Here is a 25,936-nt window from a genome sequence, read left to right as displayed (position 1 = left end):
ATGGAAAGACGCGCCCTCGGTCACGGCCGCTACAACGCGCTCGCGCAGATCGACTGATAAAGGTGATGGCATTGCCGCCTCCTTAACCGGTCAACGCGGCAACCCCGGCTCCGTCGCAACGCCTCCGGGAACAGCTCTAAGTACGCCCTTCAGGCGGCAGGGCTGATCGGCACTTGGAGCACGGATGTTGCTGCAGGTCGCTCTGTGCTCGATGTAGGCGCCACAGCCCTGCTGGCGGTAGCGCCAGCCTCGCTGGCAAGCCGCTTTCCCTCGAAGCTGCTCTGTACCGCACGCATCCGGATGACCGAACTTGGTTGTTTGACCGCATCAGCTATGTGCGACAGACCAGCGGTCCGTTCTCAGCCGAATTCCGTGTCTTGGATGAGCGCGGCGAGGTCCATTGGGTGCTCAATCGGGGCGCCCTAGTGCGCAACGGGTTTGGCCTCATGCAGGGCCTCGGCATTTATATCGATACCACTGATAGTCATCAGGGCCCCTTCACTCCACCGGCCTCAATGAATCAAGATATCGAGGACTCACTGGTTGCTGCCGCGGATCGCTGCATCGAGATACATCTAGCTCTCAAGCAGAGTGGCTATACGGACCTGCACAAGCTTTCAGGGTACCTTCTGTTCGAAATCGGCCGCGCGCTCGCACGATTTTGACCGCATAGGCCGCGGCACGGGCGTGGACGGCGTGAGCGAGCCGACAGGATGGAAGGCGCCTGCAGTTGCGCATGGCCCTCGATTGGTCCGCGTGGGTCGTTGGCCAGGCCGGCGTCGAACCCTCGCGGTTTCAGTTCGCCCACTCGGGGAGCATCATCCGCCCACCTGCGCGCGGCGCATTCTCAGCCCGTTGCGGCGACGCGGTCAGCGAGATCCTTCAACTCCTGGCGCAGGTCGGCGAGCTCGCGGTCGCCGAGGCCGGTACGGCAGACCACGGCCTGCTGCGCCGTCGCGACTTGGTCCTCCAGCAAGCGGCCCGCCTCCGTCAGGGCGACGAGGACGATGCGCCGGTCCGCGGCGCGGGTCCGGATCACGAAGCCAGCCGCCTCCAGCCGGTCGACCAAGGGCGTAATCGCGCTGGACGTGAGTTGCAGGCGGGCGGCGAGGTCGTGCACTGCCGTCACGCCATCCTGCCAGAGCGCCAGCATGACGAGGTACTGCGGGTAGGTCAGCCCGAACTCGCCCAGTAGCGGCCTGTAGGCGCGCACGACCGAGTTCGTAGCGGCGTAGAGGGCGAAGCAGAGCTGGTCGTCCAGCCGCAGGCCGCGTTGCTTCGTCGACGTTGCCACTGGCCGCTACTCCATTCAGACTTTAATCATTCACGCGTGAAAGACATTGTCAACGGGCTGTATCTTGTGCGGCGGGAAACGCGGCTAACAGGCCTGCCTTTCCCGCTCTCTGAGCGTCCGCATCCGCGAGAAGTCGCCCGAAAGCGGACCGGCGCCTATCCACCCAACCCAGCCATTCGGAAGCGCCTACTCACGCGACTGAACCTGGCCGATAGCCGCCGGTCCGCTTCGGAGCAGATCCGCCGAAAAAGCGGACGGCCTCCTACCGACCCAACCCAGCCGCTAGGACCGGCGCCGGCGCGTCCTCAAAGCAGCCGTTCTTCAGCCCTCCGGCAACTTCAGCTCGGGGTGGGAGGCAATAATTGGCGCAGCGCTCGAAAGCATACGGTCGACGCCAAGCGCAGTCGCGCCGCCGTTCCCGGCTGCTGGGGTGAAGGCGGTCGCTACGGGCCAGAACGCGCGACCGATCCGCTGATCTGTTCTTCTACGGGCTGGCGGTGATCGCGGCTGCCACGATGAATGGGGTAATGGCCATCACGCTGTGGGCTCTTGGAAGTCCATTGCTTCCAGTGACCGCATGAAACGTTCGCGAGCACCCAGATCGACCCGGACAAGGTAGTCCTGAACAAGCGTGAGCAACGTCAGGGCCTCGTGATCCAATATCGATAGACCGTAGAAATCAGATACTGGCCTGCCGAGGGCGTCGGCTATCCGGCGCAGGTTCCGTGTCGGCGTCTCGTCGCCGTCCATCGCGACTTGGGCTCTGACATCGTCGCCCATGCTCGCTTCCTCTGGCTTCCCCAGCCCCTCCGTGCACCCCGGATGAGCTGCCCAGGCTGCTACTATCGCAATGCCCGTCCGCAGCATACAACCATAGAATGAAATCTTTGTCATTTCGGCGACCCCAGAGTACGGTTTAATCTGGTCTGGCTGCCTGCACACGAGACGAAACGATGAATCGGCGGTTTGATCGTTCAGTGGCCATGTCAGGGGGGGGTAGTGGGTCGCACGAGCGCCTGTATGATGCCCTCGAAGCCTCATGCGTGGTCGGAACATGGGACTTGGATCATGTCCGTCAGGTCATCGTCTACGACGCCGGTGCGGCACAGCTGCTGACCGGCGACCCGGATCTCGCCGAGAAAGAGCTCACTGGGTTGATCTCCCTGGCGGCCGTGCATCCTGCCGATCATGCTTGGCTGATCGAGCATGTTGGAGAGGTGACCCGGGCGGGTGGCCTGTTCCTGGTCGAGTACCGTGTCATAGCCGAGGACGGAACCGTGCGCTGGCTCCTCAGCCGCGGGCGCACCTATTTGTCCGGAACTGGGCACCCCTTGCGCACGTGCGGGATCCTGATCGACATCACCGAGATGCATGATGGGGACGAGCGCTACGTCGTTAGCAATTTGGGTCCAAGCGATAACCCGCTGGAGCAAGCGACCGATCTGGCCCTGGCTCTTAAAAAGACGCTCGGCCCCGACGCGCCCGCTGGGGTCCGGGCGGCGACGGACCTGCTGTTGATCAACCTGGGGCAGGCGCTCGCCCGGGTCGGACGTCACTGAGCGACTGCCAACAGCTGACCCAACTCGGTCGTCCTGCATCTGCCCGTACGTTCCCATAAGCGGGCACCTTTAGCGGGCCGGCGTGTCATGACGTTTCGCGAACCACCGGTCCCGATACTCCCGGACCCGCCCAGCCGCGCCGTCCAGCGGGCCAATCCACCCGGCATAGCCATCCGGCCGCGCCAACACGGCGCTGCCCTTACCCCCGAACACTACCTCGAACCGCCCCGCATCGTCAGCGGCCGGGACAAGCTGGACGACGGGGCCGTCGGTCCCCGCCAGATCAACAGGGCATTGTCCCGCGTTTGGCAGAGCGAGTACGAAGGTGGGATGTGACGGGTCGAGAGCCCGGTGCAGATGCGTCTGCACCCACGCCCCATCCTTCCGCTGCTGGACGGGTAGGTCCGGCATCCGGTCACCGGCACGTAGGGCGCCGGGGTGCCCGTCATTCTCTGAGAGGGGGCTATCGCGGTAGCCGACGGTGAGCTGCGCCATCGTGGCGGTGGCGCTCGCTTGGACCAAGTCCACGCCTACGATCCAGGACCCGAGATGGTTGAACAGGGTGCGCACGAGTGGGTTCTCGGTGCCGATCGTCGTGGTCAGGCTGTCGGTGCGCGATAGGACGCTGCGCATCACCGGCAGCCGGTCGGCCTCGTAGGTATCGAGCAGGTCGGCAGGCGCCTCTTTTCGCATGACCAGGGCGAGCTTCCAGCACAGGTTGATCATGTCCTGGATGCCGGTGTTCATCCCCTGCGCGCCGGCCGGAGAGTGGATGTGTGCGGCGTCCCCTCCGAGGAACAGACGCCCGATCCTGAGGCGGGGCACCATCCGGCTGTTGATGCGGAACCATGAGCTCCAGGTGAGGTCGTGGAACCGGGCCGGAATGGGGGAGCGCTGGTCGTAGATCGCCTGCAACTCGTCGCGTGAGGGCGCAGTGTCCTTCGAGGGCGCGCTCAGGGGATTCGAGGCGATCAGCCGGAAGTGATCGCCGCCCATCGGGAACAGGCCCATGAAGCCGTGCTCGGACGAGAAGATGTGGAAGTCCGTGTCAGCTAGCGCGCCGTCGATCTTGAGGTCGCCGAGCGCGTAGTCCTCCGTGCGGGTATGCCCCTCGAAGGGCAGGTCGAGGGTGGTGCGCACGAGGCTGTGCGCCCCTTCCGCCGCGATGATCCAGGGCGCGGCGACCCGCTCAAGGCCGCGGCCGGGGCGTTCGAGGACGGCGTGGACGGGGGCGATATCGTGCGCGTGCACGTCCTGCTGAATGCCGACGATTTCCGTCCTCCATTCCGGCGCAACGCCGTGGCGGGCGCAAGCCTCGCGCAAAACCCGCTCGGTCTCTGCCTGGGACACGAACAGGATGTACGGATAGCGGCTCTCGACATGCGCGAAGTCGAGGTGGAAGACCCTCTTGCCGCCGCCGTAGACACTGCCGTAGCGGCCCGGATTGCCGAGGTGGACCAGCTCGTCGGCGAGCCCACGTTGATCCAGGAGTTCGAGAGTCCGCGCCTGGACGCCGATCGCGCGGGAAGTGGTAGCTGGCGCCTCCCGCTTGTCGATGAGGCGCACCGGGACGCCAAGGCGTGCGAGTTCGAGGGCGGCGGTCAGGCCGGTCGGGCCAGCGCCGACGATCAGGACGGGGTTGGACATGGCACCTCCTTCTGCCTCAGTCTCCGGTCAGCCACGGCGAGCCATCGTCGGGCGGGAGTTCGAGTCCGTGGGTCTCCTGCGTGTAGAAGCGAAGGCGCCGGCCGTCGGGGTCGGCGAACACGATGAGCCACGCCTGGATCGCGATGAGGACGGGCGAGTGGGCGATGCCCGCCGTGTCGAGGTGCGCGATCCAGCCGTCGAGGGCGGCCCGGTCCCGCACGGCAAGGGTAACTGGATCGAAGCCGGCCTGACGCGCGGCCTGGATCGGATCGAGACGCAGTTCGAGGTGCGTGCCGAGCCCCGGGACCTCAAGGATCAAGGCGTATAGTGTGCCGTCGGCGTGTCGATGGTCCCAAGCTTCGATGCGCTGGGCCCTGAGAGCGCACGCGTAGAAGGCGAGGCTGCGGTCGAGGTCGGCGACCGGGAACTTGAGGTGATGTATGCCGAGCAGGATCGGCGTCCCCATGCCGCACTCCATCCGGGGAAGGTGCGGCTCAGGACTGAGCCAACGCCCTGCAACCCATTTCTGTTAAGCGCTTAACAATGTCAAGGATGCCGAGGAAGACGTCAGCCCCGCCGCTCGTCCCGCCCGACTTCGTGCGCCGCCGCTACCGCACCGTCCTTCCGCCCGGCGATGCGCTCGCCCTGGAGGCGTTGTTTGCTCTGCGCTCAGGCGTCCAGGCACTCGACAATGTCGTCGCGCGCTGGCTTGGCGATGACGCGCTGACACCCGGCCGCTGGCAGGTGCTTGCTGTGCTGTGGTCGCGCGACGAACCCGTGCCCCAGCGCGAGATCGTCGGGGCGCTGAAGGTCTCACGTGCCAACGTGTCGATGCTGGTCGATACCCTGCAGAAGGAAGGGCATATCGAAGCAGCGCCAGACCCGGCGGACGGGCGTCAGGTGTTAGTCTCGCTGACGCCTGGAGGTCGTGCGGTGACGGATCGGCTCATGCGGGAGACGGCGAGCAAGCTCCGGTGCAGTCTAGCCCTCGACGACGATGCATTGCGCACCCTGACCGATTTGGTGATGCGACTTTTTCGATAATCTTCGGCGCCTTTACAACCTATGGATCGATCGGATGAGCAGAGTTAGGGCCTGTGGAGGGAGGTTATGCGTGTCCGCTTTGAACCTCATGCCCTCGGAAGCAGACCGGCGGAAATCCACCCTGAGCGGCATTCCCGCTTCCGACCCAACCCAGCCGCTCACCACTTCGGCTTTGATGCAGGAGGGCGGACAAACGTTCGATCGCCCGCCATTCAGAATGCCTGGTCAGGCCACCATCACGTCCATGACCCATGTTACACCGAACCGATCCGTCAGCATCCCGTAGAGCGGCGACCAAGCCGAAGCACCGAGCGGCTGCAAGACCGACGCGCCCACGCGAAGCTTCTCCCAGTACGCGGTGATCTCCTCAGACGAGGTGCCACGGACCGAGACGTAGAACGCGTTCTCCCCCGGGTTCCACGGCTTTTCCGGCTGTACGTCATAGGCCATGATCCGGAAGCCCTGATCGGAAGCCACTTGGCCCCAGATCATATGCTCAGCCTGCACAGCATCCTGCGTCGCCCCGAGGTCCCCGTAAGTGACGATCGTCCGCTGGCCGCCGAAGACGGAGCGGTAGAAATCGAGCGCCTCGCGAGCCTGCCCGCGGAAGTTGAGATGAGTGGTCGTCTGGACGGTCATGGCAGTCTCAAATGTGCAGGGCGTGTTGCCGAGCCCTGCGACTGGGATGTACCAACCCCTACCTGACAAAAACCGGCAGTAGGCTGATGGCACGGAGCGACCGCCTCTTCCGTCTCCTCCAGGCGATGCGCAGCCTGCCCAAACCGGTGACGGCCGCGCGTCTGGCAGAGGAGACCGGCGTCTCGGTGCGCTCGCTGTACCGGGACATCGACAGCCTGCGGGCCGCCGGAGCCCGGATCGACGGCAAGCGGGGTTACGGCTACCGGCTGACCGAGGATTACGCGCTTCCACCGCAGACGTTGGATCGCCTGGAGATCGAGGCGTTGGCGCTCGGCATAACGGAGGTGCGCGCCATGGGCGATCCCGACTTGGCGGCGGCAGCGGCTTCGGTCGTGGCCAAGGTCGCAGCGATACTGCCGGACGATCGCGAGCAGCACCTGTTCCACTGCGTATCGAAGGTCTATCGCCCCGAGGCACGCTACGCGTCCGCTCAGAACCTGGGTCTGATCCGGCAGGCATGCTGGCGGGAAGAGGCGCTCACCATCCACTACACGGATGAGCGCGGTTCGGGCACGTTGCGGACGATCCTGCCGCTGGCGATCGTTCATACGGAGCGGCGACTGGTCGTTTTATCATGGTGCCGTCTGCGCGAAGCGTTCCGCATGTTCCGGATCGACCGCATCGTCGAAGCCAAGGTCGAGGGGGGCAGCTTTCGGCCGGACCGGGCATCCTTACTGTGCACCTACCTGGAAGCGCTGGAGAGCGGGGATGCGGCCCCGGCAGCACGATCTGGTGGCTGACCGCAGGGCAGAATGGATCGACTTTTCAAGTCTGCTTTAACGCCTACGCCACTTGGAAGCGGACCAGCCGCAATCCACCCAACCCAGCCATTCAGGGACGTCCAGCGCGGGAGCGGATCTGGCCGAAAGCGGAACGGCCGCTTCGGATGAGACTTGCCAGAAAGGCGGACAAGCTTCTATCGACCCAACCCGGTCACAGGAAATGATCGGCGCGGCTCCCCAAAGCGGACATTCCCATCGGAATGGAAGGTGTAGTGCAAAAGAACATATACTCAAACACAAAGACGTTGATCGGTCCTGGATCAATCTATCTGTATGCACATCGAGTAATATTTAAGAGCCATCTCTTGTATTAAAGAATTATATTGCCTGGTCAGTTTCGTGATAGTCCGTCGAATACTTCGCTGATCCCAAAATTGAGACCGGATGCGGAAGCCGAAGATTGACTTGCAGCGAGGGGTCGGAGCGGAACAGGGTTTTCAAGAAGTCCGAGACCGCCCTGATGCGGGGCGAGAATTGCAGGTCGGTGTGGACGTTGAGCCAGAGATCTCGGGTCGTCGACAAGTCATCGTGCAGTACCGGGACCAGAAGGTCGCGTCCGGCAACCGCGAAGCTCGGGAGGAGGACGATGCCGAGCCCACCGGCGGCCGCCTGCTTCTGCGCGATCATGCTCGTCGAGTGGAACACGGTACGCCGATCCGCGATGATCTCGTCGAGCCACCGCACGCAATCGACCTGCACGAGGTCCTCGACGTAGGTGACAAAGGCGTGGCGCTCCAGATCCTGGATGGATCGCGGCGTTCCCGCTCGGTCGAGGTAGCCCGGTGAGGCGTAGAGCCCGAGCCGGAAGCGGCCAATCCGGGCGGAGACGAGCGCCTGCCCAGGCGGCTTGAAGAAGCTCAGGAAGAGGTCGGCCTCCCGGCGGTTCACGTAGACTGCCTGGGGCGATGTCAACAACTCGACGGTGAGGTCGGGATGCGTTTCGTGCAGGCGCACGAAACGCTCGGCGAGGTAGAGGGAAGCGATGCCCTCCATCGTCGCGAGCCGAACGCGGCCCCCGGCCTGTCCAGAACCGGGGGTGACTTCCTCCTCCATGGCGATAATGGCGCTCTCCACCCGCTCCGCATGGCCGAGCAGTCGCTGACCGGCCTCACTCAGGCGCAGGCCGGATGGCATGCGCTCGAATAGGGAGACGCCGAGCGCGGATTCGAGATGCGCGATGCGGCGGCTGACCGTCGACTGATCGACCCTTAGCCGCTTGGCGGCACCAGCGAGGCTGCCGCCGCGGGCGGCATGGACGAAGACCTTCAGGTCATCCCAATCGAGCTGATCGAGGGCACGCATGAGCCTGCACGGCGCAAGAGTCGCGCCACCTCGGCGGCTCGGGATGCATGCAAGGGTGCTTGCGGATTTGCCCGCTTCAAGCGGCGGCCACGCTGCCTAAGCTCGGCCGGGAAAGGGCATCCCATGCATCCCCGCTTCAAGGCCGCCGCCATTCACGCAGCCCCCGTCTTCCTCGACGCGAAGGCGACGACGGACAAGGCGGTCTCGCTGATCCACGAGGCGGCCAGGGCCGGGGCGGCCCTCGTCGCCTTCCCGGAGACATTCATCCCGGCCTTCCCGATCTGGGCCGCTCTGGCAGCGCCGATCGACAACCACGACCTGTTCGCCCGCATGGCCAACCAGTCGGTCGTGATCGACGGGCCGGAGGTTGCCCTCATCCGCGAGGCCGCGAAGGCTGCGGGGATCGTCGTCTCCATCGGCCTGAGCGAGCGTTCGCCTGTGAGCGTCGCCTGCCTGTGGAACAGCAACCTGCTGATCGGCGAGAGCGGCGACATCCTCAACCATCACCGCAAGCTCGTCCCGACCTTCTACGAAAAGCTGATCTGGGCGGCAGGCGACGGGGCGGGCCTGAAGGTGGTCGAGACCTCCATCGGCCGGATCGGCCAGCTCATCTGCGGCGAGAACACCAACCCACTCGCCCGATACAGCCTAATGGCGCAGGGCGAGCAGTTCCACATCTCGTCCTGGCCGCCGGTCTGGCCGACGCGTCGACCGTCGGGCGGGGGCAATTACGACAATCTCGCCGCCAACCGGCTCCGGGCGGGCGCCCATTGCTTCGAGGCCAAGGTCTTCGGCCTCATCACCGCCAGTGTGCTCGACCGCAAAGCCTTTGACACCATCGCCGCCTGCGATCCCCGCGCCGCCGAGGTGCTGGAAGGGACCCCGCGTGCGGCCTCGTTCTTCCTCGATCCGACCGGTTCCCAGATCGGCGAGGTGCTGCAGGAGGAGGGGATCCTCTATGGCGAGATCGATCTCGCGGCCTGCATCGAGCCGAAGCAGTTCCACGACGTGGTCGGCTACTACAACCGCTTCGACGTGTTCGACCTCACGGTGAACCGCCGCCGCCTCGCCCCCGCGGCCTTTCGCGATCCCGGTTTCGCCCAGCCGCCGGCGAGTGTTCCCGCGCCTGTTCCCGGCGACGGCGCATGACTTGCTGAGCGTTGCCTCGACCCCTGCCCGAGCGGAGATGTGCTATAATGTTCGACCGTCGCAAGCTGCTCCTCGGGGGCGCCGCCGGACTGATGCTGCCGAGCTTGGCTCGCGCGCAGACGCCCGCCGCGATCGGCACCTTCCCGGAGGGTGTCGGCGCCGACTCCGTCTTCGTCGGCCTGACCATGCCGCTGACCGGCGTGTTCTCCGGTGACGGGAACGACCTGAAGCTCGGCTACGAACTCGCCATCGCGCAGATCAATGCGGGCGGGGAGATCCCGGCCGCCTGGGGCCTCAAGGGCAAGGGCGTGCTCGGGCGCCAGATCCGCTACAAGGTCGCCGATACAGAGGGGAAACCCAACGTCGCGGTGCAGGCGGCGACGCAGTTCATCCAGCGGGACAAGGCGATCCAGTTCTCGGGCTCAGTGAGCAGTTCCGAGGCCATCGCCCTCGAAGAGCTCGCGAGCCGCGACAAGGTCCTCTACATGGTCGGTATCGCCGGCTCGAACGACGTCACTGGCAAGAACTGCCAGCGCTACGGCTTCCGCTCGCAGCAGAATGCCTACATGGCGGCCAAGGCACTGGCCCCGGTAGTCGCCAAGGCCCTCGGACCCAAGCGCAAGATGGCCTTCCTGGTGCCGGACTACACCTACGGCCAGACGGTCTACGATTCCTTTGCGAAATTCGCCAAGGAGGCGGGCTGGACGCAGGTGCTGAAGGAGACCGTGCCGCTCGGCACCGCCGATTACAGCTCGGCTCTCCTCAACATCGCCAATAGCGGCGCGGACGTCTTCGTGAACATCTGCTTCGGGGCCGATGCGGTCGCCTCGACCAAGCAGGCCGAGCAGTTCGGTGTCCTGTCGAGCATGAAGCTTGTGGTGCCGAACCTGTCCTCGTTCCAGGACAAGGAGCTGGGTGCCGAGCTGATGCAGGGCGTCTACGGCTCCTGTGATTTCTGGTGGACGCTGGAGGACCGCTATTCACTGGCCAAGACCTTCGTGGCGAGCTTCTTCGAGAAGAACAAGTATCACCCGCGTTGGGGCGCGCACATCGCCTACATGCAGACCTATCTCTGGGCGCTCACCGTCGAACGCGTCGGCGGGTTCAACCCAGTCGACATCACTAGGGCGATGGAAGCATCGAAGAGCCAGCCCTACGACTCGACCATCGGCCGCGTCTATTACCGCGCCGAGGATCACCAGATGGTTCGGCCGATCCCTATTCTGAAGGGCAAGGCCCCCGGCGCGATGAAGGGGCCGGAGGATTTCTACGAGATCGTCGACCTGGTCGAGGGCGAGGCGGTGATGAACCCGCCCGACCTGTTCGGCTGCAAGCTCGGCCCCTACACCTGAGACCGTGCCGATGCCCAGTACGGCGGTTCTTCTCTCCCAAGCGTTTAATGGCTTTGCCCTCGGGAGCCTTCTGGCGCTCGTCTCCAGCGGGCTCACCATCATCCTGGGCACGCTCGGCGTGCTCAACTTCGCCCACGGCGCGCTGTTCGCCGTGGGGGCCTACACAGCCTTCGTGATGATGTCGGCGACGCATTCCTTCCTGCTGGCGATGCTCGGTGGCTGCGCCGTCATGCTGATTATCGGCTGCGCGATGGAGCGGCTGGTGATCCGCCACTTCTACGCGCGGCCGGACGAGGACCAGATTCTCGTTACCTACGGCATTGGCATCGTCCTCGTGGAGGCCCTGCGCGCCTGGTTCGGCGGCAACAGCCAGCGGGTACCCGTGCCGTCCTGGGGCGTGGGCGCGACGAAGCTCGGCTTCCTTGTCTACCCGACCTACCGCCTCCAGCTCATCGGCATCGTCGCAGCGCTGCTAGTCGGCCTCTATCTCGTCCTCTACCGGACGGCGATCGGCCTCGTGGTGCGGGCGGGCATAGAGAATGCCGGCATGGTCGGCATCCTGGGCATCGACGTGCGCCGCACCTTCCTCCTCGTCTTCGCCATCGGCATCGTCGCGGTGGGGCTCGCGGGAATGCTCTACGCCCCGGTCGTCTCGGTGACCCCCGACATGGGCGCGAGCTTCATGGTACAATCCTTCGTGGTCATCGTTCTGGGCGGGCTCGGCTCCTTCCCCGGCGCGGTGGTCGGCGGACTTATCGCCGGCGAGGTCATCAGCCTGACTAGTGCCTTCAGCTCCGCCTATTCCGAGGTGATGCTCTACGGCCTCATGGCCCTCGTGCTCGTCGCGCGCCCGCAGGGGCTGTTCGGCACGGAGGGCCGCGTGTGATGGCCCGCGTCCTACGCCGCTTTCTCCCGGAACTGGCGCTTGCCGCCTTCCTCGTGGTGGCGCCGGTCCTGTTGCCGCCGCTCGGCTTCTCGCACGACCTGCTCTCCCGGGCGCTCAACTGGGCCCTTTTCGGCCTCGGTCTCGATATCCTGTTCGGGCTCGCGGGCCTTCTGTCCTTCGGGCAGGCGGCCTTCTACGGGACCGGCGGGTTCGTCGCCGCCACCCTCCTCGTCTCGGGTGCGGTGGGAAGCGTCTGGCTCGCCCTCGTGGCCGGGACGTTGTCGGCGGGGCTGTTCGGGCTCCTCGTCGGCTGGCTCGCCGTCCGGCGCATCGGCATCTATTTCGCCATGATCACCCTGGCCTTCGGCCAGATGGCTTACTTCTTCCAGAACTCACCGCTCTCGGACTGGACCGGCGGCGAGAACGGCATAGCCGGGGTGCCCCTACCGACGATCGGCTTCGGGGCAAGTGCGGTGCGGATCACCGCCGGGCTGCCAATGTACACGCTGCTCGCGGTCACCTTCCTCCTCGGCTTCGTCCTGGCCCGCCGCATCGCCCGCTCGCCCGTCGGGCTGATCCTACGGGCAGTGAAGGAGAACACCGCCCGCGTGGCGATGCTCGGCCACGACGTCCCGGCCTACAAGCTCGCGGCCTTCACCATCGCCGCCCTCTATGCCGGGCTTGCCGGGGCGATGCTCGGGCCGTTCCAGAGTTATATGCCGCCGGATGCCTTCGCTCTGGAGACCTCGGGGCAGCTCGTGGTTCAGACCATCGTCGGTGGCGTCGGTACGCTGGTCGGACCCTTCGTCGGCGCGGCCTTGTGGCTGTGGCTGCGCGACAATCTGCAACTCGTTCCCGGCCTTGGCCCCCTCTGGAAGCTCGTCCTGGGGCTCGCCTTCATCGGGCTCGTCATCGGCTTGCGCCGGGGCATCTGCGGCGAGATCCTGCATCTCTGGAATCGCCGCCGGGAGGCCCTTCGCCTGTACGCGGCACAGGCCCGGACCGAAGCCATCGAAGCGACGGGCGAGGCGCGGCCAGCCGCCATCCCGGCCGAGATCGCCCTTCCGATGCCGCGCCCGGCCGTGGATGGCCGGAGCGCGTATGCGGAGATCGCCCTGGAGGCGCGGGGGCTGGCCCGGCACTATGGCGGCCTGAAAGCCGTGGACGGCGTCAGCTTCATCGTGCGCCGGGGCTCCATCCACGCGGTGATTGGGCCGAACGGGGCGGGCAAGAGCACTCTGTTCAAGATGCTTTCCGACGAAGTGAGCCCCAGCGCGGGCGAGGTGCTGCTGTTCGGCGAGCGGCTGACCGGAGGCGGGGTGAGCCGGGCGGCCCAGCGGGGCATCGCCAAGAGCAATCAGCTCAACCAGCTCTTCCTGGACCTCACGGTGCGGGACAACCTGCGGGTGGCGGCGCTGGCGCGGGCGCGGGGCGGCTTCCGCCTGGATCTCATCGCCCCCGCCGACGGACACCTCGAGGTAGAGGCGCAGGTCGCGACCCTGATGGACCTTCTCGATCTCGGCGAGCGGGCTGGCACCCCGGCGAGCGTCCTGGCCTATGGCGAGAAGCGACGGCTGGAAATCGGCATGGCGCTCGCCACCAGCCCGAACGTGCTGCTCCTCGACGAACCCTTGGCCGGCATGAGCCTGTCGGAGCGGGCGGCGACCTGCGCTCTGATCCGGCGCATCGCGAAGGCTTGCACGGTCGTCGTGGTCGAGCACGACCTCGACGCGATCTTCAACCTCGCCGAGCGGATCACCGTGCTGTGTGAGGGCCGCCTCCTGGCCGACGGCCCAACCGATTCCGTGCGCCGGGACGCAGCCGTCCAGCGCGCCTATCTCGGTGCCGGCCCGGCGGAAGCCGGTGCCACAATGGGAAGCGCCGCATGAGCCTGCTCGAAGTCCAGGGGATCGACACCCTCTACGGCGATTCCCACGTCCTATTCTGCGTTTCCCTGCGAGTGGAGGAGAACGAGGTCGTGGCCCTGCTCGGCCGCAACGGCGCGGGCAAGACCACGACGCTGCGCACCCTCATGGGCGTGCTCAGCCCCAGGAAGGGCACGATCCGCCTCGACGGCCAGCCAATCCATGGGCTCCCGCCCTCGAAGATCGCTCGTGTTGGCATGCAGTTAGTGCCGGAGGAGCGCGCGGTGTTCGGCGGCCTGACCGTGGAGGAGAACCTCCGCGTCGCGCGCCTGACCGCCCCCAAGGCGTGGCCCCTCAATCGGATCTGGGAGATCTTCCCCCGGCTCAAGGAGCGACGCACCTCGCGGGGGCGCACCCTCTCGGGGGGCGAGCAGCAGATGCTCTCGATCGCCCGCGCCCTGGTCCGCGACCCGCGCATCCTCCTCCTCGACGAGCCCTTCGAGGGGCTGGCGCCGCTGATCGTTCAGGATCTGATCGTGTTGACGAAGCGTCTGGCCGCGGAAGGGCGCACGATCGTCGTGGTTGAGCAGAACGTAGCAGCGGTCCTGAGCTTCGCCGACCGGGTTTACGGCCTCAACAACGGCCACGTCGTCTACGAGGGGCGGGCCTCCGCTCTCCGGACAGATCCCGCTCCGATGCGGGACTTCATGGGCTTGGCGCCGTAAGCGAGACCACAGACATCGCCTCGATGCAGCTGCTTACATCGAGCGATCACCGCTTTGGTTCGCCGATCGGGTCGCGGTGATGCAGCAGGGCCGGATCGTCGAGACGGGTCCAGCCGCTGCGATCTTCGCCGCGCCCGAGCACCCCTACACCCGCGGCCTCGTGGCCGCGATGCCGGGCCGCAGCCTGTTCGGCGGGCTCGACGCGTCGGCGCCCGAGGCGCTGACCGCCTGAGCGTGTCCGCCGGTTCAGCAACAAGGGCCGGCGGCACCGGCACGGATGATGCAGCAGCCGTGTGTCTTTCGAGGCGCCTGCAACTCTCGGGGAGATCCATGGCTTCGGCGAGCGGACGGATTCTGACGGGCGCGGAGGTGAAGGCGCTGTCGCAGCGCTCAGACCTGCGCGGTGCGATGCGCCTCGGCGCGCATGTCCTGATGTTGGCCGGCTTCGGCTGGCTGGTCTGGCGCTCCGGACCGTGGACGCTGCTGCCCGCCATGATGCTGCTAGGCATCGTGCAATCGGCGCTGTTCGCGCCGATCCACGAGACCATCCACCTGACCGCGTTCCGCTCGCGCCGGGCCAACGCCGTCGCCGGCTGGCTGGTCGCTTGCCCGTCGCTCCTGAACTGGCACTTCTACACGGCTTTCCACCTCGCCCACCACCGCCACACGCAGGATCCCGAGCACGATCCCGAACTCGCGTTGCTGCCACCTTCAACCCTCGACGCCTATGTCTGGCGCGTGATGGCACTGCCCTACTGGCGCACCCGCCTCCAAGTGGCTGCAGCCGGCCTGCGCGGCGACCTCTCGGCTTACCCGTTCATCACGGAGCGCGCCGCGCCGCGTATCATCCGGTCGCTCAGAGTGATGTGCGCTGTCCTGCTCGGCGTCTCGGTTCTCGGTATGGTGCTGATCGGCTGGTGGGCGCCCCTGGTGTTCTGGATCGGACCTCAGCTCCTCGGGCAGCCGTTCCTGCGGCTCTACCTGCTCACCGAGCACACGCTCTGCACGATGGACGACAACGGTCTGACCAACACCCGCACGACCTTGACCAACAGCCTGATGCGTCTGCTCATGTGGAACATGCCGTTCCACACCGAGCACCACCTCTACCCGTCGATCCCGTTCCATCGCCTGCCGGACGCCCACGCGGCGATGCGTGAGCGGCTCGTCGTGCTCCAGCGCGGCTACGCGAAATGGCATGTCGGCTTCGTCCGGACGCTGCGCCCGTGACCGGATGGCCGACAAGCACCGGTACCTTCGCGCTCGGTGACCTGCCGCTTCAGTCGGGCGCCGTGCTGCCGGGTGCGCATCTGCGCTGGAAGACGCACGGGACCCTCTCGTCCGAGCGCGACAACGTCGTGCTCTATCCGACGAGCTACGCGGCCCAGCACCCCGACCTCGAATGGCTGATCGGCCCGGACGGCGTGCTCGATCCGGGCCGCTGGTTCATCGTCATCCCGGACATGTTCGGCAACGGCCTGTCGTCGAGCCCGTCGAACACGCCGGACTGGCCCGGCCTCGTCACCGCCTGGGACAACGTCCACGCTCAGCGCCGCCTGCTCGCCGAGACCTGGGGCATCGAACACCTGCACGCGGTCTACGGCTGGTCCATGGGAGCGCAGCAGGCCTATCACTGGGCGGCTTTGTTTCCCGAGCAGATCGCCCGGGCGGTGATCAACTGCGGCAGCGCTCGGACCGCCACGCACAACCGCGTGTTCCTGAAGGGTTTGATGGCGGTGCTGGAGGCCGCGCCGGAGCATCGCGGCGCCGGCCGCTTCTCGGCCGAGCCCGCTGCCGCGCTCCGGGCCTTCGGACGCATCTACGCGGGCTGGGCGCTCAGCCAGGACTTCTACCGGGCCGACCTGCACCGCACCGCCCTCGGCGCCCCGGACCTCGACACCTTCCTGTGCACCGACTGGGAGGAGCGCTTCGCTCGCCGCCCGGCGGCCGACCTGTACGCGCAGCTCCGCACCTGGGAGGCGGGCGACATCAGCCGCGCCCCGCGCTTCGGCGGCGACCTCGCACGTGCGCTGGGTGCGATCACGGCCCGCCTGCTGCTAATGCCGGGCGAGACCGATCTCTACTTCCGCATCGCCGACAACGCCGCCGAGCTGCCGCACCTGCGCGAGGCCGTCCTGCGGCCGATCCCGAGCGTCTGGGGCCATCGCGCCGGCAATCCCGCGGCCAACGCGGCCGACGCCGCCTTTCTCCGCGACACCGTGCGGGCCTTCCTCGAGGCTGACGCGATAAACCCCTGATCGGTGCGGCTTGCGCCCAAGATCCGCGCCAAATCTCGAGCATCAATTGCAAACGGGTTCGGCGCCCGGGCGAAGCAGAGAAGTCACATCATCGCGTCAACCCCGTATCGCAGGCGAGACGGCGCTCGGCCTTGCCCCATGTCCGCTTCGGAGATGCTGCCGATGGCAGTCGGATGACCGAGATGGGCGCAAAGTCGAACGGCCGCTTTTGGGCTGATCTGCAATCCAGCATGGCCTAATCTGGCCGAAAGCCGAATGACTGCTTCTGATTGATCCCGCGCTGAAACGGACACGGTCGCCCTGGCCATCGGTTTGAGGCACCAGTCCGTTATCGCGCACGCCATTCGCGGTGTTCGACCGGTCAGCTATTCAGCTGGATGCCTGCTCCGGCCATGCCGGACAGGACGTGGCGCAGCAGATCCGATCTCACCCGCCCCTGGCTGCCGGGCACCGTCCGGACCAGCACGGCCATCCTGACGGACGCCTCGGACAGGGCCGTCGCACCCAGAAACGCGGGCGGCGCGGTGAGCAGGGTAGCGAGCGTCTCGTCGGCCTCCACCGCCGCGATGGCCGCCGTGATCACGCCAGCTGCGGCTTCGTAGGGCACGCCGTGTGGCACGTAGATCGGGACCTCAAGCCCCGCCCAGTCGCGCGAGAAGTTCGTCACCGCCTTCAGCTCGCCGAAGGCCACCGTATGCATGTGCCCGCTGTCGTCGCGCAGTCGGACCGAGCGCAGCGAGAACGCCTCGACCCGACCCTGCAGGCCGCCGCTCTCGATCGTCTCGCCGACTCGGAACGCGTCGTCGAGCAGCAGGAAGAAGCCCGCGATGACGTCACGGACCAAGGCCTGCGCCCCGAAGCCGATCGTCAGGCCGACCACGCCAGCCCCGGCGAGCAGCGGGCCGATCTGCAGGCCGAAGGTCGAGGCGATGCTCAGGGTCGCCGTGACCGCGAGCGCGACAAGCACCACCGTCCGCAGGGCGGGCAGGACGGTGGCGAGGCGATCCGTGCGCGAGTCGCCGTCCGCCCGGGCGAGACCACGGTCGATCAAGCTGCGGACAATCTGCCAGGCAAGGTCGGCGCCGAGTAGGATCAGCAGGGTGAACACGATCTGGGTCGTAGCGGCTGCGCCTAAGCCTTCCTCGGACCCGGGCGCGCCCCTAACCACCAGCAGCAGTCCCGCGATCAACGCGACGTTGCGGGCGGCGTGGGCGACGATGCGTTCCTCGCGTGTCAGCGCTCCCAAGCGGTTCGGACCGAACGCGATCGTGCGCGCGGCGTCGCCGAGCGCCAACGCCAGCGCCGGCGCGAGGCCCAGCACCAGCGCAGCCCAAGCCACGGCGGAGAGGCCGGCCTGGGCCAGCAGCCACGCGGTGATGGGGACGAGGGCCAGCGCCACAATCGCCGGGCGCGGCGGACGTCTGTCCGCTCCGCGCCGCACCAGGACGACGGCGCAGACGACCGCCGGAATCAGGATGGCAGCGAGCAGCAGACTCAGGCTCGTGGCCGCGTCGGCGACGGCCGCGCCGGCGCCAGCCAGCCGCAGCAGCGCCGACCATAAGAGCCCCGCCGCCAGGGTGAGAGCCACGACCGTGACCCCGTGCTGCGCGCGCCAAGCCGCGTCCGTCGGCAGGGCGACGAGACGCAGCCGCGGGCCACCGGGGGCGAGCAGAAAGCGGCCGAGCACGCGCGTGGTGCGCACGGCGACGATGGCGAGCAGCACGTCCAGCGCCATGACGCCGGCGGCGGCCGGGGGTGCCGCAGCGAGGTAGGCGAGGCAGGCACCCGCCGCGAAGCTCAGGACCAAGCATTGGGCGAACAGCAGACGCTGGGCCTGGGCGACGGCCCGCTGTCGCACGGTGGCCAGCGGGCTGTCGGCGATCCAGCGCATCCACGTCGCGGACCAGCGGAAGAACAGGCGCTCAGCGAGCCACCCTCCGAACCATAGCATGAGGAGGCGCGCAGCCAAGCCAATCGGGCTCGTCTGCTCGTCTGCAACGAGCGTTGAGGCGGCTTGGCTAGTCGCTGCGGGGACCCCGGCGGCAGCCTCGACCAGATCGCCCGTTCTATCTCGGATCGAGCGGAGGTGCTCGTCCAGGTCGCGGCCGAGGGCGAGGCCGCCGAAGCCGAGCTGGAGCGTCTGCGCACTTGGTGCCGTCGGGAAAGCGCACAGGACAGCGAGGGCCGCCAGGCACCAGAAGCGGCGAGATCTTATCACGGCCGGCTTGCGCGCATGAATCGCGACCCACACACGAGAAGATGCGACACCGTTGCCGCCGGGGTCGTCATGCCCTCCTACACCACCTCATGCGTCGCGGCACCGCCTCGATTTAGATCGTCACCTCCGTTCCTTCTGGATCGGCCCGGAAGGTCCAGGAGCCCCCACTTCTGAACGTCGAGGCCGTACCGAACGTGTTCTCCATGAACTGCATGTGTGTGACTTTGCCATCCCTGACCTTGGCGAGGACGGCGACCGGAGACGTGATCCGCTTGTCCATGACGCGTGAGCGGAAGGTGCACCGCGCGAACACTGCGACCCGCTCGTCGGTGCCGAATGCCTCCAGAACGTCGAAGGCCAGAATCCCCCAGTGGCGGTTCACGTCCACGAATGTCGCCAGGATGGATTGCGAACCGGCATGCGTGCCGCACCAGGGCATGATCCTACTCAGCTCTGGATTGTCGTAGTTCAGCGAGACGTAGGTGGCGTCCGGCTCGACCAGCGCGGCGATGGTGGCCGGGTCAGTCGCATTCCTCAGGACGGCGAGGACGGTCTCGGTCGGCGTCAGGGCGTTCATCACGTTCTCCTCGCGGTCAGCCGGACATCCCGCGCCGGGCATGCGGCAAGGGCGTCGACCTGATACGGTCAGGCCAGCACCACGATCTTCCCGCCGGCGCGGTTCTCCTCCATGCAGCGATGCGCCTCGGCGATCTCATCCAGCCGGAACGTCCGCCCGACCTGCACCCGCAGCGTGCCCGCGGCGACCTGATCGACGAGTTCCTGGAGCGGCGTGCGCATGAAGTCGGCCACGCCGCCGTCGTAGGTCGTCAGGCAGACCGCGCTGGGGATCGCGTCCATCGGGCTGAAGTCTGGAAGCGACCAGCGATCGCCCACCATCCCGGTCATGCAGACGATGCCGCCCGGCTTGGCGCAACGCAGCGAGTCTTCCAGTGTCGTGGTGCCGACGAGTTCGAGAACCTTGTCGACGCCGCTGGTACAGACTTCCCTGACTTGAGCCACGATGCGGCCGGTGTCGACGAAGACCTGGTCCGCACTGGCCTCGCGCAACAGGGTTGCGCGGTCCGCCCGTCGCGAGGTCGCGGCGACATGAGCGTCATGCGCCTTTGCGATGGCGGCGGCGGCAAGCCCGACGGACGTGGTGCCACCCCGGATCAGCAGGCGCTCGCCTGCCCTCAGGCGCAGGGCCGTGAAAAGCGAGCCCCAAGCCGTCTGCAGCATCTCAGGGAGCGCGCCGAGAGTCGCCCAGGGCAGATCAGTACGCACCACCTGCACTTGGCCGGCCGGCACCCGGACATACTCGGCGTAGCTTCCGTCGTACTGGCGCCCCATGCCGCCCATGACCGTCGCGACAGTCTCACCGTCGCGGAATTCCCCGCCGGGAGCCGCCGCGATCGTGCCGACCGCCTCGATGCCCAGCACGCGCGGGAACACGACATCGGGCGACTGGCCCCGGCGCGTGAACAACTCGGACCGGTTCAGGCCGAAGGCGCGCACGCGGATCAGAACCTCGCCGTCCCTGGGTTCGGGGACTGGAAGCGCCTCGACCTTCAGCGCGCCCGCATCGCCGGCCTCTCGGATCACCGCCGCCTTCATCGTCGCCATGAGCCACCCTCCTGTCATGCGAGGCTGCGCTTAGCCCTCGCCCTGCACGGGGTTGGTGTTGAAGATGTACAGGCTGATCCGCCACCTGCCGTCGATCCTGCGCAGCACGAAGACCTCGCGGTTCAGGTCGACAATTTCCTTGCCGCCCTCCAACACCGTGGCGCCCTTGTGGTGGTATGTACGCACCACCGCCGTGTCGCCGTGAACGTCGATGCCGGCGTAGCCGAACATGGTCGTGAACTTGGCGATCTGGAATAGGGCATCGTAGGCGTCCCTCTTCTCCTGAAGCGTCGAGAAGGTGGGCTTGTCGTTCCACTCCGCGATGCCGTCGGGTGCGAACAGCGCCAGGATGCCGGTCGTGTCGCCGGCATTCAGCAGTTGTTCGTAGCGATGCACCACATCAAAGGCCGACCGCTGCTGCGCCGCGACCGCCGGGTCGGTCGCGAAGGTGAAGTTCGGTCCAGGCTCGATCGCTGCATGCGCGAGGGGTTGGAAGAGGACTGCGCCCAAGACCGCCGCAATGACGCTGGAGCGCAGGATAGTCGTGAGGCTCATCATGGTCTTCCACCTGTACCGACCCGGCGGCCATCGAGACTGAGGCTGGTGGCGCCGGCGCGGGCGAGCAGCAGGAAGCCGCCCGCCATCGCGAGATTCTTCAGGAAATTGATCAGCTGGTTCTGGTCGGCGAACGCCGTGTGGAAGATGGCCGCGGTCAACAGGCACCAGCCGGCCAGCAGCACGCCGAGCGGACGCGTCCAGAGGCCGAGCAGAAGCAGTGCGCCGGAGCCGATCTCGAACGCGGCCGCCGGCCAGAGCAGCACGCCCGGAACGCCGTAGGCGGCCATGTAGCCCTGCGTAGCCGAGACGGCGGTGAGCTTGCCGATGCCCGAGAGCAGGAACAGCGCGGACATCAGCGTGCGGGCGGGCGCATCGGCCCATCTCGACAGGGTGAGGGTCATCGCGAGCGCCTCACGCCTACGCCGGCAGGACGGTGGAGAAGCTGTAGCGGGCGATCTTCCAGGTGCTATCGACCTTCCGGAACAGGAACAGCTCCTGATTGGCCTCCGGGATTTCGATGCCGGGCTGCAGGAGGCGGATCGTGCCCGTCGAGGTCGAGCGCAGGAACGCCCAATCAGGGGCGACCAGGCGGATCTCGGCGATCTCGAAGGTGATGTCGAGCTTGATCGCCCCGGCCATCCCGGCATAGGCGGCGTGCACGGCCGCCTTGCTGACCGCGGACGGACTGTTCTGAGCCATCAACACGGCGTCGTCGGTATAGAGTTCTGCCACGGCCGTGGCATCCGAGTTGTTGGCGGCCTCGGCGTACCGCGCCAGCACGGCCGCGATGGCCTGTTCGTCGACATCCATGGTGTCTTCCTCTGATCGTGGGAGTTTCATGAACTGGCCTCCGCTCGCATGAGCGGCGTCACAAAGCAGATCGGGAAGGTCGCCTCCGGTGGCGGAAGCCAGCCCGAGAGACCAGCCAGGTCACCGCCGCAATGTTCGCGTGCACTGTGCGGGAACCGGGTTCGGCTCGTGCGCTGGAGCTAAAGTCGAGGCGGCTTCGTGGGCGAGAAGCTGTAGCGTGCGATCCGCCAGAGCCCGTCGTCACCCTTCCGGAAGATAAACAGTTCCTGGTTGGCTTCCGCAGTGGTCTTGCCGGTCGAGTGATGCAGGGTCGTCCCGGCCGAGTTGGTGCGCACGAACGCCCAGGCCGGCGCCATCTGCACCACCTCGGCGATGTCGAACCTCACGCCGAACTTCAGTTCGGCGAAGACGGCGTCGTACGCCTTGCGGATCGCCGTCTGGCCGATGAACGACGGGCTGTAGGGAGCCATGAAGATGCCGTCTGGCGTGTAGAGCGGTAGTACCGCGGCCGTCTGACCGCCGTTGAGCGCAGCGTTGTACGAGGCCAGCACGGCGCGAATGGCCTCCTCGTCGGTCACCGCGCGCTGTGTGGTAGGGGCTCCATCGCTCGATTGAGCCAGGCTTGGACCGCTGACAAGGCAACTGAGCAGGAACAGCGGCGACGTAATGACGAACCGAAATTTCATCCCGGGCGCTCCAGCCACCGGTTTACGGTGCCGCATGGATATGCAACCGATGATCTGCCCATAAGACCGCGATTGCGGAAAACACCTTCCCAGATCTGGGATAATGAAGCTCGATCTGAACGCACTGCTGGTCTTCGCCAAGGTCGTGGAAGCCAACAGCTTTTCGGCGGCCGCGCGACAGCTCCGGGTGCCGGTCTCGACCGTGAGCCGGCGTGTCGCGGAGCTGGAAGGACAACTCGGTGTCCGTCTGCTGGAGCGCTCGACGCGCAGCCTGCGCTTGACCGACCTCGGTTCGGAGGTGCTGGAGCACGCCCGGCGCAGCGTCGAGATCAGCGACGCGGTCGCCGGCATCGTCTCGAACCAGATGACGTCCATCTCGGGCCTGCTGCGGGTTGCGGCGCTCCCGAGTATCTCCGATACGCTCGTCGCACCGCTCGTGGGCGCGTTCCAGGCCGCCCACCCGAACGTGCGCGTCCAGGTGCTGGTCACGGAGCGGCACGTGGACCAGGTCGCGGAAGGCATCGACATCGCCTTTCGGTTCGGCCCCCTTCGCGACTCGGGTTTGGTCGCGCGTCGCGTTCTCACCTATCGCCACCGTCTCGTGGCGAGCCCGACTTACCTGGCGGCGTGCCCAGCGCCGGACGTGCCGCGAGACCTGTACGATCACCGGCTCCTGGCGTTCTCGCTGAGCAAGCCGGACCATCGCTGGACGTTCATCCGCGCCGGACATGCGGACCGGGAGACCATCACCTTCCAGCCGCACTTCACGATGAACGACTATATCGGGCTCGCCACCGCGCTGCTGGCAGGGTCCGGCATCGGAGACTTGCCGCCAGTGGTCCAACCGGAGCTGCTGCGGGACGGCAGGTTGGTCGAGGTGATGCCGGACTGGCGGTTCCGGACCTTCGACCTGTCGCTGGTACATCTTGGTCACCGCCAGCTGTCACGACCCGTGCGCCTGTTCAAGGACTTCGCCATTGAACTGATGCCGACGCTCTTCCCCGACCTGCCGACCTGATGATCCGGATTGGCCTCTGACGCGCGCGGACGGCAGTGCACAGCTGTCGAAGAATGGGCTTGCGCGGACCGGTCGGACGCTGTCCGGCTGCTTGCAGATGAGTGGCTGGGCAGAGTGAAACCACGATCCGGCACCGCTCCTATTCGGCAGCGGCCTTCCCCAGCGAGCGCAGTGCATCGATGAGGGCGCGCAGAGCGGGTGTAACCTGCCGGCTGGGATAGTAGAGGTGACACCCGGGGAAGGGTAAGCACCAAGCGTCCAGCACAGACACCAGCCGCCCAGTCGCTAGGTCGTCCGCGACCTCGTCTGCCAGCATGTAACCCAATCCCGCTCCCGCCCGCACCGCCGCACCCGCAAGGTCACCCTCGTTCACGACGAGCTGACCGCGTGGGCGCACACGCACCTCGCGCCCGGCGTTCAGAAACTCCCACGGCAGCAGGCCGCCCCCGCCGATCAGCCGATAGTTGACGCAGTTGTGCGCTTCCAGATCGTAAGGCGTCTCCGGTGCCGTATGACGCGCAAAGTAGTCCGGTGTTGCCACCACGACCGTGCGCAGATCCGGGCCGACGCGAACGGCCACCATGTCGCGCTCCACCGTCTCACCGAAGCGGATGCCGGCGTCGAACCCGGCTGCGACGATGTCTGTGAGGCGATCATCGATCACGACCTCGACCGCGACGGCAGGATGGTCGAGGAGAAAGCGTGGGAGTGCTGGCTGGAGCACGGCCCGGGCAGCGTAAGCGAACGTCGTCAGCCGGAGGCTGCCGGACGGCTCACCGCGCCAGTCAGCCAGCGCGGCGAGCCCGCGTTCCACCTCTAAGAGTGCGGGATCGAGCGAGCGCAGCAACTGAGTCCCCGCCGGTGTTGGAGCGACGCTGCGGGTCGTGCGCGCGAGCAGGCGAACGCCGAGCCGGGCTTCAAGACCGCGCATCGCGTGGCTGAGGGCCGAGGGCGACAGGCCGAGCTCGGCAGCCGCGCGCGTGAAGCTGCGGGTGCGCGCCACAACCGCGAAGGCCGCGAGATCGTCGAGGGTACCACGCCGCATTGCTGCATCTCGCTCATAAGCGCATGCCGTCCGAAGCGGCTAATCGCTGGCGCCGCGCTGGGCTAGCTCTTGCGCGTCATCGACGAGGCGCAGCAATGGATCTGACCCACTATCGCACGCTCGGCCGCTCGGGATTGGCGGTGAGTCCCTTGGCACTCGGCACCATGACCTTCGGCACGGCGCGCTGGGGCATGGACGAGGCGGCGGCTCGCGCCGTGTTCGACGCCTACGTCGAGGCCGGCGGCAACTTCCTCGACACCGCCGACGTCTACGCCGGAGGCGTAAGCGAGACGATGGTCGGCCGCTTCATCGCCGAGCATGGCCTGCGGGACCGAATCGTGCTCGCGACGAAGTCGGGGTTTGCCACCGGCACCGGACCGCACGCGGGCGGCAACGGCGCCAAGCACGTCTACACCACGCTCGAAGGATCGCTGCGCCGGCTCGCGACGGACTACGTCGACTTGTACTGGATCCACGTCTGGGACGGCGTCACGCCGGCGGAGGAATTGTTGGAGACGATGGCGGCCCTCGTGCGGGCAGGCAAGATCCGCTACTGGGGCCTGTCGAACACGCCCGCTTGGTACGTCGCCAAGCTCGCGACGCTGGCGGGCGTGCGCGGCCTGCCGGGGCCGATCGGGCTGCAGTACTTCTACTCCCTCGTGAACCGGGACGTAGAGGACGAGCACGTACCGCTTGCGGCCGAATTCGGCCTCGGATTGGTGCCCTGGTCGCCCCTGGCCTACGGGCTGCTGACTGGCAAGTACGACCGGACCGCCGTCGAGGCGCGCAGTGAAATACGCGCGGACGGCCTGCCGAGAGACGCCGCCATGGCTGGCGAACTGCGTCCCGCCGAGGATAAGCGCCTGGACGGGGCGAACCCATTCGGCGACAGCCTGTTCACGCCGCGCAACTGGAAGATCGTGGAGGCGGTACGCCAGGTGGCTCATGCGATTGGGCAGCCGCCAGCGCGAGTGGCGCTGGCGTGGGTGATGGCGCGTGCAGGCGTGGCTTCGACGCTGATGGGCGTGAGCCGGGCGGTACAGGTCGCCGACAACGCGGCAGCACTCAGTCTCATCCTCGCACCCGACCATCGGGCCGCATTGGACGCAGCCAGCGCGTCGCCCGAGCCGCGCCTTATCTACGGCTTGGCCAGACCGCCAATGCGGCAGCACGTCGTGTTCGGCGGCAGCCATGTTCAAGCCATGTCAGAGGGGGCCTGAGGCAAAAGGCTGGTGTCCGCTTTGGAGGAGAAGCAGGGATGCCTCCGAACAGCCGGAATGGGCGCTTTTCTGCCGGGCTGCTCTGAAAGCCCCCCGACAATGAAGCCGAGGGGCCGAACGCTCAAATCTCAGTTCCCTCTGCCAAGGTCAGGGCATCCTCGACGTCGACTCCGAGGTATCTTACCGTACTCTCGAT

At 66.8% G+C, this 25,936-nt stretch carries 28 protein-coding genes; 14 read left to right on the top strand and 14 right to left on the bottom strand.

All coding sequences use genetic code 11. From position 1 onward, the window contains the following. Positions 1–173 precede the first annotated feature (173 nt). Entirely contained in the window at positions 174–665 is a 492-nt protein-coding gene (locus MKK69_RS16260; protein ID WP_409564826.1) for a PAS domain-containing protein, read from the top strand. 182 nt (positions 666–847) lie between these two features. Here the strand turns inward: MKK69_RS16260 and MKK69_RS16255 are convergent, their stop codons facing one another. Next, a complete protein-coding gene (locus MKK69_RS16255) occupies positions 848–1,294 on the bottom strand; it encodes a MarR family winged helix-turn-helix transcriptional regulator (RefSeq protein WP_243969426.1) in 447 nt (148 codons plus the stop codon). Positions 1,295–1,828: 534 nt separating this feature from the next. Continuing rightward, positions 1,829–2,074 carry a hypothetical protein gene (locus tag MKK69_RS16250; RefSeq protein WP_243969424.1) on the bottom strand — a complete coding sequence of 82 codons (246 nt, stop codon included), beginning with the start codon at positions 2,072–2,074 and terminating at the stop codon, positions 1,829–1,831. A gap of 281 nt (positions 2,075–2,355) precedes the next feature. Here MKK69_RS16250 and MKK69_RS16245 point away from each other — a divergent pair, with 281 nt between their 5' ends. Then, positions 2,356–2,853, top strand: a complete 498-nt coding sequence (locus MKK69_RS16245; protein WP_243969422.1) for a PAS domain-containing protein — start codon at positions 2,356–2,358, stop codon at positions 2,851–2,853. A gap of 69 nt (positions 2,854–2,922) precedes the next feature. On the opposite strand, the gene MKK69_RS16240 is transcribed toward MKK69_RS16245, so the two are convergent. Further along, positions 2,923–4,500 (bottom strand): FAD-dependent oxidoreductase, encoded by a 1,578-nt coding sequence (locus tag MKK69_RS16240; RefSeq protein WP_243969420.1) that lies wholly within the window; start codon positions 4,498–4,500, stop codon positions 2,923–2,925. Between the two features lie 16 nt (positions 4,501–4,516). Next, positions 4,517–4,966 (bottom strand): VOC family protein, encoded by a 450-nt coding sequence (locus MKK69_RS16235; RefSeq protein ID WP_243969417.1) that lies wholly within the window; start codon positions 4,964–4,966, stop codon positions 4,517–4,519. An 86-nt stretch (positions 4,967–5,052) separates the two neighbouring features. Here MKK69_RS16235 and MKK69_RS16230 point away from each other — a divergent pair, with 86 nt between their 5' ends. Further along, complete coding sequence (locus MKK69_RS16230; protein ID WP_243969416.1) at positions 5,053–5,544, top strand: MarR family winged helix-turn-helix transcriptional regulator; 492 nt, start codon at positions 5,053–5,055, stop codon at positions 5,542–5,544. Between the two features lie 225 nt (positions 5,545–5,769). Here MKK69_RS16230 and MKK69_RS16225 read toward each other — a convergent pair whose 3' ends face one another. Beyond that, positions 5,770–6,183, bottom strand: a complete 414-nt coding sequence (locus MKK69_RS16225; RefSeq protein ID WP_243969414.1) for a VOC family protein — start codon at positions 6,181–6,183, stop codon at positions 5,770–5,772. 86 nt (positions 6,184–6,269) lie between these two features. Between MKK69_RS16225 and MKK69_RS16220 the strand changes: the two genes are divergently transcribed. Continuing rightward, positions 6,270–6,983 carry a helix-turn-helix transcriptional regulator gene (locus tag MKK69_RS16220; RefSeq protein WP_243969413.1) on the top strand — a complete coding sequence of 238 codons (714 nt, stop codon included), beginning with the start codon at positions 6,270–6,272 and terminating at the stop codon, positions 6,981–6,983. A gap of 360 nt (positions 6,984–7,343) precedes the next feature. Here MKK69_RS16220 and MKK69_RS16215 read toward each other — a convergent pair whose 3' ends face one another. Further along, on the bottom strand, positions 7,344–8,327 hold the full coding sequence (locus tag MKK69_RS16215; RefSeq protein ID WP_243969411.1) for a LysR family transcriptional regulator: 984 nt from the start codon (positions 8,325–8,327) through the stop codon (positions 7,344–7,346). Between the two features lie 123 nt (positions 8,328–8,450). Here MKK69_RS16215 and MKK69_RS16210 point away from each other — a divergent pair, with 123 nt between their 5' ends. The 8 genes from MKK69_RS16210 to MKK69_RS16175 all read left to right on the top strand — a co-directional run bounded on the left by MKK69_RS16210 (position 8,451) and on the right by MKK69_RS16175 (position 16,562). Further along, positions 8,451–9,476, top strand: a complete 1,026-nt coding sequence (locus tag MKK69_RS16210; RefSeq protein WP_243969409.1) for a carbon-nitrogen hydrolase family protein — start codon at positions 8,451–8,453, stop codon at positions 9,474–9,476. A gap of 44 nt (positions 9,477–9,520) precedes the next feature. Further along, positions 9,521–10,828, top strand: coding sequence for an ABC transporter substrate-binding protein (locus MKK69_RS16205; protein WP_409564827.1), 1,308 nt, complete (start codon positions 9,521–9,523; stop codon positions 10,826–10,828). A 10-nt stretch (positions 10,829–10,838) separates the two neighbouring features. Next, a complete protein-coding gene (locus tag MKK69_RS16200) occupies positions 10,839–11,714 on the top strand; it encodes a branched-chain amino acid ABC transporter permease (RefSeq protein WP_243969405.1) in 876 nt (291 codons plus the stop codon). Next, complete coding sequence (locus MKK69_RS16195) at positions 11,714–13,603, top strand: ABC transporter permease subunit (protein WP_243969403.1); 1,890 nt, start codon at positions 11,714–11,716, stop codon at positions 13,601–13,603. Before MKK69_RS16200 ends, MKK69_RS16195 begins: the two co-directional genes overlap by 1 nt. Then, complete coding sequence (locus MKK69_RS16190) at positions 13,600–14,304, top strand: ABC transporter ATP-binding protein (protein ID WP_243969401.1); 705 nt, start codon at positions 13,600–13,602, stop codon at positions 14,302–14,304. The genes MKK69_RS16195 and MKK69_RS16190 overlap by 4 nt, the downstream gene beginning before the upstream one ends. Positions 14,305–14,383: 79 nt before the next feature. Further along, complete coding sequence (locus MKK69_RS31020; protein WP_279598428.1) at positions 14,384–14,536, top strand: hypothetical protein; 153 nt, start codon at positions 14,384–14,386, stop codon at positions 14,534–14,536. Positions 14,537–14,634: 98 nt separating this feature from the next. Continuing rightward, entirely contained in the window at positions 14,635–15,534 is a 900-nt protein-coding gene (locus tag MKK69_RS16180) for a fatty acid desaturase (protein ID WP_243969400.1), read from the top strand. Beyond that, the gene (locus tag MKK69_RS16175; protein ID WP_243969398.1) at positions 15,531–16,562 is read left to right on the top strand and encodes an alpha/beta fold hydrolase; all 1,032 of its coding nucleotides are present in this window, start codon (positions 15,531–15,533) and stop codon (positions 16,560–16,562) included. The genes MKK69_RS16180 and MKK69_RS16175 overlap by 4 nt, the downstream gene beginning before the upstream one ends. Positions 16,563–16,923: 361 nt before the next feature. Here the strand turns inward: MKK69_RS16175 and MKK69_RS16170 are convergent, their stop codons facing one another. The 7 genes from MKK69_RS16170 to MKK69_RS16140 form a co-directional block, all read right to left on the bottom strand. After that, positions 16,924–18,531 carry a mechanosensitive ion channel family protein gene (locus MKK69_RS16170; protein WP_243969396.1) on the bottom strand — a complete coding sequence of 536 codons (1,608 nt, stop codon included), beginning with the start codon at positions 18,529–18,531 and terminating at the stop codon, positions 16,924–16,926. Between the two features lie 361 nt (positions 18,532–18,892). After that, a complete protein-coding gene (locus MKK69_RS16165; RefSeq protein ID WP_243969394.1) occupies positions 18,893–19,357 on the bottom strand; it encodes a nuclear transport factor 2 family protein in 465 nt (154 codons plus the stop codon). A gap of 68 nt (positions 19,358–19,425) precedes the next feature. Then, the gene (locus MKK69_RS16160; protein WP_243969392.1) at positions 19,426–20,403 is read right to left on the bottom strand and encodes a zinc-binding alcohol dehydrogenase family protein; all 978 of its coding nucleotides are present in this window, start codon (positions 20,401–20,403) and stop codon (positions 19,426–19,428) included. 30 nt (positions 20,404–20,433) lie between these two features. Next, positions 20,434–20,961, bottom strand: a complete 528-nt coding sequence (locus MKK69_RS16155) for a YybH family protein (RefSeq protein ID WP_243969390.1) — start codon at positions 20,959–20,961, stop codon at positions 20,434–20,436. Beyond that, positions 20,958–21,362, bottom strand: a complete 405-nt coding sequence (locus MKK69_RS16150; RefSeq protein WP_243969388.1) for a DoxX family protein — start codon at positions 21,360–21,362, stop codon at positions 20,958–20,960. Before MKK69_RS16150 ends, MKK69_RS16155 begins: the two co-directional genes overlap by 4 nt. A 16-nt stretch (positions 21,363–21,378) precedes the next feature. After that, complete coding sequence (locus MKK69_RS16145) at positions 21,379–21,771, bottom strand: YybH family protein (protein WP_243969387.1); 393 nt, start codon at positions 21,769–21,771, stop codon at positions 21,379–21,381. A 179-nt stretch (positions 21,772–21,950) separates the two neighbouring features. Next, a complete protein-coding gene (locus MKK69_RS16140; protein WP_243969385.1) occupies positions 21,951–22,457 on the bottom strand; it encodes a YybH family protein in 507 nt (168 codons plus the stop codon). 103 nt (positions 22,458–22,560) lie between these two features. Between MKK69_RS16140 and MKK69_RS16135 the strand changes: the two genes are divergently transcribed. After that, positions 22,561–23,475, top strand: a complete 915-nt coding sequence (locus MKK69_RS16135; protein ID WP_243969383.1) for a LysR family transcriptional regulator — start codon at positions 22,561–22,563, stop codon at positions 23,473–23,475. 139 nt (positions 23,476–23,614) lie between these two features. Here the strand turns inward: MKK69_RS16135 and MKK69_RS16130 are convergent, their stop codons facing one another. Next, positions 23,615–24,520: a LysR family transcriptional regulator gene (locus tag MKK69_RS16130; protein WP_243969382.1), complete on the bottom strand. Its 906-nt coding sequence runs from the start codon at positions 24,518–24,520 to the stop codon at positions 23,615–23,617. Positions 24,521–24,615: 95 nt separating this feature from the next. Here MKK69_RS16130 and MKK69_RS16125 point away from each other — a divergent pair, with 95 nt between their 5' ends. After that, positions 24,616–25,740, top strand: a complete 1,125-nt coding sequence (locus tag MKK69_RS16125; RefSeq protein ID WP_243969380.1) for an aldo/keto reductase — start codon at positions 24,616–24,618, stop codon at positions 25,738–25,740. The last annotated feature ends 196 nt before the right edge of the window (positions 25,741–25,936 follow it).

The organism is Methylobacterium sp. J-026 (genome assembly GCF_022829585.1).
GTDB lineage: Bacteria > Pseudomonadota > Alphaproteobacteria > Rhizobiales > Beijerinckiaceae > Methylobacterium.
This window is presented reverse-complemented; position numbering and strand designations above follow the sequence as displayed.